Below are 8261 nucleotides of genomic sequence, written 5' to 3' on the forward strand. Positions count from 1 at the left end.
AGTGGATAGGCGTTGGTCACTGCCTGGAAAATGCGCCCGATTTCTTGAGGGTTTGTGATGGGGACTCTCCGAAGGTCTTCGCATATTGGATAGCGAAGCGGCCGGCGTGCGGGAAGCCCCACCGCGCAGCAACTTCGCTCACGCGCGTGGATGTGTTCGCTGCGAGCAACTCTGTCCGTACCCGCCGCATACGAACGCCGCGCAGGAATTCCATAGGGGTGGCGTCAAAGTATTTACGGAAGCCGAGTTGAAGCGCTCGTGGGCTCACGAATGCATCAGCGGCGACAGATTCGATGGTTATAGGCAGGTGGGCATGGGATTCCATGAAGTCCACGGCACAGCGGACAGCGGCGGACCCTACGGCTTCCCCGTTGTTCGCAAGCTCTTCGCTGTAGTTGTTCGGAGCAGCAAGCAACAGCCCCCGTACGGTGTATTGCACGGCAGCTTCAGCCATCAAGGGAGTGGACAGGAGCGAGTCCGGATTCCGCAGGCTTCCGATGAGCAGCTCTACCGCAGAGCGCCACTCCTTTCCCCTGTGAGAGGTCAGGTCAAACGAACCCTGAAAATCGAGAGGTCCTGCCGCCGTTCGTCCCAGCAGTGACTCCAATTCCTGGTACATCAGTGCTGTTGGAATTTTCAACGCCAGCATTTGGGCTGGCTCGGACCAGCCCTGAATCCCCGTGTCTTTCAGGGGTCCATGAATACTTGCCGTAGCGGGGGTGCCTAAAACGACGGTTTTTCCCGAGGAGAAACGCAGGCGGCCGAACAGTGGGAAATTGACCTGGTAGGCGCTTGCCAGCTCACCGGTCGCGATTCGTACTGGCGTCCCGTACTCAACGAGGCCAATGGTGACACCAGCCATCTCAACGGCTTTGAGGCGCATCTGAAAATCAGCCGATGAATGCCCCACGCTCAGTTGATGAGGATAGTAGACCCGTCCGCCGACTTCCGAAGCTTCTTCCGGAGTGCTGCTGCGAACGACATAGTGCACAAGTGTTTCCTCGGCGCGCTCATCATCCGCGGGATGTCCTACTTCTCGCACCTAGATCACCACACCCTGGGTCTGAAAGCAGGACCAGGATGACGGAGGGCAGGACAGGGGGTGATCCCCGGGCATGGTGGCTATGGCTTCGAGAGTCAGCGCTGCCGGTATCTCGCGTGCCCCCGTTGCTGCCTGCGAGGTGAAAACCTGATGCAATTTAACCTGATGCAATTTAATGAGTCACCAAAGTTGCTCGGTCCAGATATCTGTAGAGATTTCGCCCCGATAGAAGTCGTGCCAAGGCCACCGCGCATGTGGCAGTGGAAAGTTCTGTCTTATCCATTAAACGAAGATGAGACTTTTCTCGCTGCACGTGTTGTTTCATTAGGATGACAGCCCTCCTGCCCTTGGCGGCTACTCAAACCAGGTTCATCGCGTCGGCGATTGGCTCGCTCTCGCTGCCCCACAAGATGAAGTCAGAATATCAGGTTTACTGATTGTCGTACAGGGTGACCCCGCGGTCTTATCGGCTGTTGGTGAGGGCTGGCGTGCTGCGAGGATCTGGGAGAGTAAGTTCCAGGGGGAACGAAGAGTTTGTTCAAGAAACCTGACGATCTGGCCAATAATGAATGCATGAGTGCGCGAGACCGAATGCCGGGTGCATTGACCAACGTTGATGTCACGATGTTGTACTTGATCAAACAGGTCGAGCTGGCTGTTCGCCATCGGTTGGACGAGGTTGTCTCAGAAGTTGGCCTGACGGCCCTGCAGTACACCGCGTTGACCGTCCTTGAGAGGCACCCGGGGATGACATCGGCTGAACTGGCGCGCAACTCCTTCGTGAGAGCGCAGACCATGGCGCAGATGACCACGTTCCTGGAGATCAGAGGACTGGTCCGCAAGGAAGCAGATCCACGCAGTAAAAGGCAGTTTTTGATTTTTCTCAGCGACGAGGGGCAGAACGTCGTCAACTCTCTTCGTGCCGCCGTTGCGGAGGTCGAGCAGGCGATGCTCGCCGACTTCGGTGAGCAGGAGGTGGCTCAGTTCAGGAGTATGCTCCGCAGGTGCAGAGTCGGCTTGAGCGGCAGCCATGCGCACTAGGACTTCAGTAGCCGGCCGAGTCGTGGCTGGTTGAGATGGGCTGCGGCGCTGCCTCTGATAAGACGCAACGCCGCAGCGATTGCCGGACCGGCTCATCTCCTCGCCGGTTGCACTGGATTGGCTAGCCACGCAAATCTGCGTGTCAGTGGATTGCAACCATTAGACTGCGGCGCCAACCCGGAGCAAGTCCTTGAGCTCAATCTCTTCGTCGGCGGCCTCCAGAATGCTCACGGGGACACGTGCTGCGAGGAGTTTGCGTGCGGCCATGTGATCCCGGGGCCGGTTGACCGACTCCACGGCAATGAGCTGCCCATCGGCGAAGCAGAGAACCGAGAAAGAGCCTGTAAGCGGGTCGCCCCGCACGACAGTGGTGTCGTAGCCCTCGATCAGCCCGGCCATTTGCAGTTTGCTCTCGAACTGGTCGGTCCAGAACCACGGCACCTTTTCATAGTCACAGCCGGCACCAACGATGGCGGCTGCCACCGCACGGGCGTGGTCCACGCATGTCTGAATGGACTCGATCCGCCGCAGCCCCGACTGGGTTGGGAAAGCGGCACAGTCTCCGATAGCGAAGATGTTGGTGTCGCTGGTACGAAGCGTGGAGTCCACGACGACCCCGCTGTTTGTTTCCAACCCAGCCGTTGCCGCCAGTTCAATATTCGGATCAACTCCGATGCCAACCACGATGATGTCGGCGGAGTAGAATTTCCCGTCGGCGGTGAACACACCATCGGCTTGGCCCGATGAAGCACTGATGGACTGGACAGCCGAATCGGCAACGAGGCGTACTCCATGACGCCGATGTTCCTCCTCAAAGTAGCGGGCGACCGGTAGTGATACAGACCGGGCCATGGGCCTGTCGCGACTCATCAGAACCGTCACATCAGCGCCGTATTTCCGTGCCGCGGCGGCTACTTCCAGTCCAATGAATCCGCCCCCGATAATCACTACTTGCCGTTCCGCGGCGGACTTGAGTTTTTCCTGGAGCTTCTGCGCTTCGGTGAGGGTCCGCAGGTAGTGGACGCCTTCCGCATCAGCCCCCGGGACACTGAGGCGTCGGTTCCTGGCACCGGTGGCAAGGACAAGAGCGTCGTAAGCCAAAGGGCTTCGGCCTTCAAGTTCAAGAAGCCGCCTGGAGCGATCGATTGCCGTTGCCCGATGTCCGGAAAGCAGCGTGATCCCTCGTGATTCGTAGAACTCCGCGGGCCTCAGGATGATGCTGTCATCGTCGTGACCGGCGGCCAGGAAGGCTTTGGACAGCGGAGGCCGCTGGTAGGGGACGCCGTGTTCATCCCCGATGACCGTGATCGGCCCGGTGAAGCCCTTAGCCCGCAGCGTCACCGCTGTTTCACATCCGGCCTGGCCGGCACCGACAATGACGACGCCCGCTGGGCGGGTCATATCTGGGCCTCAGGCAGCCTGATCGTGATGCCGTCGAGTTCCTCGGTGACGACTATCTGGCAACTGAGCCTGGATTCGTCTGTCCGTTCGCAGACAGTGTCCTCCAGCATGACATCCTCAGCGTCAGTAAGGGGCGGCAGTGCGTCCCGCCAGGGCGCCTCGACGTACACGTGGCAGGTTGCGCACATTGCCTGCCCGCCGCACTCCCCTACGATGCCGTCCACGCCTGAGGCCTGCGCGGTCTGCATGACCCGCTTGCCCGGCAGGACATCCACCGAGGTCTTGTCTCCGTCAGCGCTAATGTAATTGATTGTTGGCATGGTCTGTCCTTTCAGGCGATGCAACGGGTGGATGTCAGGCGATGAGCTCTTCGCGCCCATCGTCCTTGAGGCTCTGGATGTACAGCGGAAAGAGGTGCTTGGTGCTGGGAACCAGCTTCAAGACCTTGATGACTGAGCCTTCGGCTTTTACGTCACCTTTGGCCATTGCGATAGTCATGTTGACCTTTCCCTGCCAGAACCGGTTGGCCGTGTCCGTGGACATCCGCAGAGTGGCGTTGGGGGCTGTAGGTGCTTCGCTGACGCTTGAGTAGACCTTGCGTGCAGGCAGGTCCAGTACCACTTCGCTCTCCGGGTCATGGCAGGCCACCAGCAGCACCGCTCCGGTAGCTGCGAGATTCGGCCCAAGTTCCGGGTCGGCGTAGGCGGTTTCGAAAATGCCGCCTACGTACTTGTGCAGATCTGTCGTGTTGGTGTATCCGGGCATTTTTGGATCCTCTCCATCGAGGGTGGGGTATTTGAGGGGGTTGGTTTAGCTGGATGCATCGCGGCTGTCGGAATGACCCGTCAGGGAGTTCAGTCAGGGGGCGATGATGTCTTCATTGCTGAAGTGAATGGCGGCGCCCCCGGTTGCAAAGTTGCCCAGGTCAGCTGTCGCTGCCTGGCCTTCCGGTGATGCCAGGGCGGCCAGTGCCATTTCCCTGGATTCAAAGGAAATCTCGGCGATCAGGTAGTTGTCCGGAGTGGTTCCGTCAAAGGTTTCCGTCTTTCCTGCCGCGAACCGGGTTACGCCGGGAATCTGCGAAGCAAGCGGAAGATGCTTCTCGTTGTAGTAGGTGTCGAATGCTTCAGGGTCAGCGGGCTGTTTGTATCCGATGCTGATGCGATAGGCCATGGTGATTTCTTTCTCGAGGTCCGGGTGGTGCGCTATGTCCGGTCGGAGGGAAGCGGGTTCGCTGCCGGATCCCATTCCACGAGGACATGCTCTGGCCCGCGGAAGGAAGTGTTGGGTAGGTACGTGAAGTCCTGCGCCTGCTTGAGCTTCAGCCCGGGGAGGCGGCGGGTGAGTTCCGTAAGGAAGACCTTCATCTCCAGCCGGGCGAGGGAAGCTCCCATGCACGTATGGATTCCGAGGCCGAACGTGAGGTGCCTGCGGGCGTTTGCGCGGTTGATGTCAAAGACATCAGGCTCGGGGAAGATGCTTTCGTCCCGGTTTGCTGAAGCCATGACGATCAGCAGGCGTGAGCCGGCAGGTATCTCCACGCCGCCAACAGCGGCATCGTCGGTGGTCATCCGGCGCCACGCCACGACGGAGCCACTGAAGCGAAGGCATTCCTCGACTGCCTTCGGAATGAGATCGGGATCGTTAACGATGGCTTCCCAGGCTTCACGATTCTCCAGGAGCGTCCGGAGGGCGTTGCCTGATGCATTGGTCGTCGTCTCGTGAGCAGCAAGAATGCCGCTCATCATGATGTTTTGAAGGTAGTTGTCCGTAATCAGGTCAGGATGCTCTGCCTGGACGCGGATAGCGTGGGGAATCCAGCCTGGTGCGTCAGGCGTTTTCTTCAAGCGCTCGACGAGCTCTCCGGCGAAGATCCAAAATGCGGCCATGCCCTCAGCTACTCGGACCTGCTCGCTCACCTCAGGGCGGCCCCAGGTGAACAGCGTCTGCTGCATTCCGAATTGGCGGCAGGTCTCGATGTCCTCATCCGGGACTCCCAGGAAGATGAGGGCGACGATGCAGGGCACCTCGTAAAAGAGATCATCGACAAGGTCAGCTTCTCCGCGTGCAGCGAATTTATCGATGTAGTTGTTGATGACTTCGCGGATGCGCGGTTCCAGCAAAGCCACTGAGTCCTGCTCAAAAGGCTGGAAGAGGGCCCGGCGCCGCTCGCCGTGGATTGGTTCGTCCTCGTTGACGATGGTTGGGCCCGGAGCGAAATTGCTGGCATCCAGGATGTCCAGGGCTTCGTCCGAAATAGGAGTGACCTGCTCAAGAGTAATTGCCGCCGAGAACAAATCCGGGTTCTTGAAAATCTCCTTGACGTCGTTGTACCGGGTGACCACCCAGTAGTCCAGAACCGGGCTGTAAAAAACAGGCTCGTTGCGCCGGGCCTCGGCAAGCGCGACTGCAGGGTCAGCCTGGTATGAGCCACGGAAGGGATCGAACTCCGCTGCTCCCTCAGTGACGGGACATCCCGTCGGAGACTTCAATGCGGTGGTGGGTCCCCCGAAGCCAGTTACGGGGCAGACCCCTGCAGCGGGATGCGGAGACTCCATCTTCATTGACTGAGTGCTGTCGACTGACATCATTGTCCTTTCCTGATACCGCGTCCTGCGGTGTACCAGTTGATGTTAGGCAGGTCACAAGAGGCGGAAAAAGCCGCGGAACGAGCAGTGATATCCGGAAAACGCAGACGCGCAAAAGGTTGCGCGGAAATCCGAGGATTATCAGGTTTCCTTGCAGTATTTTCGGCGGTCTGTTCCAATGGGAAGATGAGCAACAATGTTGTTCGGCCCGTTCCTGGCAACGCCGCCCAAGGGCCTGAACCCCGTCACCTGCGAAGCACGGACGTGGATGAGGCCCGCTCGATTGGGACTGACCTTTACTACCCCCACCGACTGAGAGTTGCCGACCTTTCAGCCGATTTCAGGATGCGCGTCGACGCCTTCGACGCCGGCCCACTGACCGTAGGAACCATCGAATACAACACAAACGTGCGCGTAGAAACGCAGGCGCTCGACGTTGCCTACCACCTCAACGTCCCGTTGGAAGGTCAGCTCCGTACATCGAGCGGAAAAAATCAGATCATCGCTACGCCTCAGCGGGCAGCTCTATACCGCCGGGATCAACCTACAGTGATAGAAGGTTGGGACAGGCACTGCCGCATGCTGGCCATAAAAATTCCGCGGGGAGTGCTGGAAGCTCACCTGGGGACTTTGATCGGGAAACCAGTCACCAAGGCCATCGCCTTCGAACCTTCCCTTGACCTCAGGGATCCTTGGGCGCGGGAATGGTGGTCGTTCATGGAAATCCTGATCCGTCATTTGGGAAATCCGAATTCATTGGTACGAAATCCGATGATGCTGACATCGATCGCCGACAGTGTCATGACAGGACTGCTGCTGTCCAGCGATCATCAGTACCGGCCTGACTTGGAGGCCCTTACCCCGGGTGCAGCGCCGGCAGCAGTCAGGAAGGCTGTCGAAATCATGGAATCCTCACCACAGCAACCCATCACCGTAGCTGACCTCGCGGCCGCCTGCGGGGTTGGAGTGCGTTCCCTGCAGACGGGATTCAAGAGCACGTTTGAGATGTCCCCGCTTGCCTATTTGCGGGAGATCCGACTCCTGCGCGCACAACGGGAGCTAATGACTGGTTCGCCTGAAACGAGTGCGGTGGCGGAGGTCGCGTCGGCCTGGGGCTTTTCCCATCTCGGTCGATTCGCTGCCGATTATGCAGCCCGCTTTGGTGAGCTTCCATCGGATACTTTGCGCCGATAATTCCAAAACGCCGTAACTGGTGCCCAACCTGCCAGGCCTGTTCAACGACGTATTGTTGGCCCAAACTGGTCATGGACTTGCAATGTACATGTCCATGAGTCAGCTGAGGTGTGGGGTTCTAATGATGCCTGCCGTGGCCGGTTGGAACGCAGACAACACTGCCGGTTCTACCGGCGAGGGCGCTATAACGCTCGTTGAGGGTTCCTCGTTTTGCATCTCGCTGCAGAACGGTGACATCTTCCCGCATCACCCGCACGGCGTTTTCCACCAGGACACCAGAATCTTGTCCCGTTGGATGCTGACGATTAACGGCCAGCCACTGGAACCGCTGGGCGCCTGGACTTCCTTGCCGTACCAGGGAATCTTCGTCGGCAGGGCTGTGCTTCCCACATTCGAACCCCAATCCGCACCCTGCGGTCCTCGTCCCTTTGAAGCCACCCAAACCTGCTCAGTTCTTCAACCAAACGGGACGCGGTGGCGATGTGCAGCCCGGATCTTCGCGCAATTTCGGTGATTGTCAGCGATGTGTCGCCCGGCCCGAAGGCCTCTACGATACGGACTGCGCGCGAGAGGACAGATTCCCCTCCTTGAGTGCGAGGCATGTTCTATAGCTTCCGGTACTGCCAAGGAAGTGTCGAGTCCGTTCGAAGGGCTAGAACCGATGGGCAGTGCAATGACGTCACTGATGCGCCCCATCCAATCGAAACCAGAGAATCCCGGTATCGGCGGCTACAGTCTCCCACCAGAGCTGTGCTGGCGCAGCCCTCGTCTTGGTTCCCAAGCGTTCTCAGATTGCGGACCGTCTCGCCGAAGACTTCATCGGCGTCGAGGCGGCGGAGTTCTTCTGCGAGGCAGTCCCGGAAGCTGCGGCGCGGCAGCGAGATGCGCTGGGCCAGCCGGCCCGGCTGGGTCAGTTCAGCCACTGAGCGACCTGGCCGGGACAGCTGGACATCCCCGGTATCACGGCAGAGCCGGATACTGTGGATGCCCGTCCC

9 protein-coding genes and 2 pseudogenes are annotated in these 8261 nt (G+C 59.2%); 3 read left to right on the forward strand and 8 right to left on the reverse strand.

Annotated elements, in window-relative coordinates:
• Positions 1–16: 16 nt before the first annotated feature.
• Complete coding sequence (locus tag AB0N24_RS24335) at positions 17–1042, reverse strand: AraC family transcriptional regulator (RefSeq protein WP_364130207.1); 1026 nt, start codon at positions 1040–1042, stop codon at positions 17–19.
• Positions 1043–1576: 534 nt separating this feature from the next.
• Between AB0N24_RS24335 and AB0N24_RS24340 the strand changes: the two genes are divergently transcribed.
• A complete protein-coding gene (locus AB0N24_RS24340) occupies positions 1577–2083 on the forward strand; it encodes a MarR family transcriptional regulator (protein WP_364130210.1) in 507 nt (168 codons plus the stop codon).
• Positions 2084–2242: 159 nt separating this feature from the next.
• Here the strand turns inward: AB0N24_RS24340 and AB0N24_RS24345 are convergent, their stop codons facing one another.
• From AB0N24_RS24345 to AB0N24_RS24365, 5 genes are all read right to left on the reverse strand, one after another.
• The gene (locus AB0N24_RS24345) at positions 2243–3484 is read right to left on the reverse strand and encodes an FAD-dependent oxidoreductase (RefSeq protein WP_364130213.1); all 1242 of its coding nucleotides are present in this window, start codon (positions 3482–3484) and stop codon (positions 2243–2245) included.
• Entirely contained in the window at positions 3481–3804 is a 324-nt protein-coding gene (locus AB0N24_RS24350) for a 2Fe-2S iron-sulfur cluster-binding protein (protein WP_364130216.1), read from the reverse strand. The genes AB0N24_RS24345 and AB0N24_RS24350 overlap by 4 nt, the downstream gene beginning before the upstream one ends.
• A gap of 34 nt (positions 3805–3838) precedes the next feature.
• Entirely contained in the window at positions 3839–4249 is a 411-nt protein-coding gene (locus AB0N24_RS24355) for an SCP2 sterol-binding domain-containing protein (protein ID WP_364130219.1), read from the reverse strand.
• A 93-nt stretch (positions 4250–4342) separates the two neighbouring features.
• The gene (locus AB0N24_RS24360; RefSeq protein WP_364130222.1) at positions 4343–4657 is read right to left on the reverse strand and encodes an EthD family reductase; all 315 of its coding nucleotides are present in this window, start codon (positions 4655–4657) and stop codon (positions 4343–4345) included.
• 32 nt (positions 4658–4689) lie between these two features.
• Positions 4690–6075, reverse strand: coding sequence for a cytochrome P450 (locus AB0N24_RS24365; protein ID WP_364130224.1), 1386 nt, complete (start codon positions 6073–6075; stop codon positions 4690–4692).
• A 183-nt stretch (positions 6076–6258) separates the two neighbouring features.
• Between AB0N24_RS24365 and AB0N24_RS24370 the strand changes: the two genes are divergently transcribed.
• Positions 6259–7266, forward strand: a complete 1008-nt coding sequence (locus tag AB0N24_RS24370) for an AraC family transcriptional regulator (RefSeq protein WP_364130227.1) — start codon at positions 6259–6261, stop codon at positions 7264–7266.
• A gap of 133 nt (positions 7267–7399) precedes the next feature.
• Positions 7400–7642, forward strand: a pseudogene (locus AB0N24_RS24375) (glycogen debranching N-terminal domain-containing protein); the annotation flags it as partial.
• On the opposite strand, the gene AB0N24_RS24380 reads toward AB0N24_RS24375, so the two are convergent.
• A complete protein-coding gene (locus AB0N24_RS24380) occupies positions 7572–7868 on the reverse strand; it encodes a helix-turn-helix domain-containing protein (RefSeq protein WP_364130234.1) in 297 nt (98 codons plus the stop codon). The pseudogene AB0N24_RS24375 and the gene AB0N24_RS24380 sit on opposite strands and share 71 nt — an antisense overlap.
• Before the next feature lie 201 nt (positions 7869–8069).
• Positions 8070–8261 (reverse strand): annotated as a pseudogene (locus tag AB0N24_RS24385) (OpcA/G6PD domain-containing protein); the annotation flags it as partial.

Source organism: Arthrobacter sp. NPDC093128 (genome assembly GCF_040683875.1).
Lineage (GTDB): Bacteria > Actinomycetota > Actinomycetes > Actinomycetales > Micrococcaceae > Arthrobacter.

Coding starts and splice junctions, on each gene's coding strand:
- AB0N24_RS24345 (WP_364130213.1), bottom strand. CDS start 3,484: ATGACCCGCCCAGCGGGCGTCGTCATTGTCGGTGCCGGCCAGGCCGGA.
- AB0N24_RS24350 (WP_364130216.1), bottom strand. CDS start 3,804: ATGCCAACAATCAATTACATTAGCGCTGACGGAGACAAGACCTCGGTG.
- AB0N24_RS24355 (WP_364130219.1), bottom strand. CDS start 4,249: ATGCCCGGATACACCAACACGACAGATCTGCACAAGTACGTAGGCGGC.
- AB0N24_RS24360 (WP_364130222.1), bottom strand. CDS start 4,657: ATGGCCTATCGCATCAGCATCGGATACAAACAGCCCGCTGACCCTGAA.
- AB0N24_RS24365 (WP_364130224.1), bottom strand. CDS start 6,075: ATGATGTCAGTCGACAGCACTCAGTCAATGAAGATGGAGTCTCCGCAT.
- AB0N24_RS24370 (WP_364130227.1), top strand. CDS start 6,259: ATGAGCAACAATGTTGTTCGGCCCGTTCCTGGCAACGCCGCCCAAGGG.
- AB0N24_RS24380 (WP_364130234.1), bottom strand. CDS start 7,868: ATGCCTCGCACTCAAGGAGGGGAATCTGTCCTCTCGCGCGCAGTCCGT.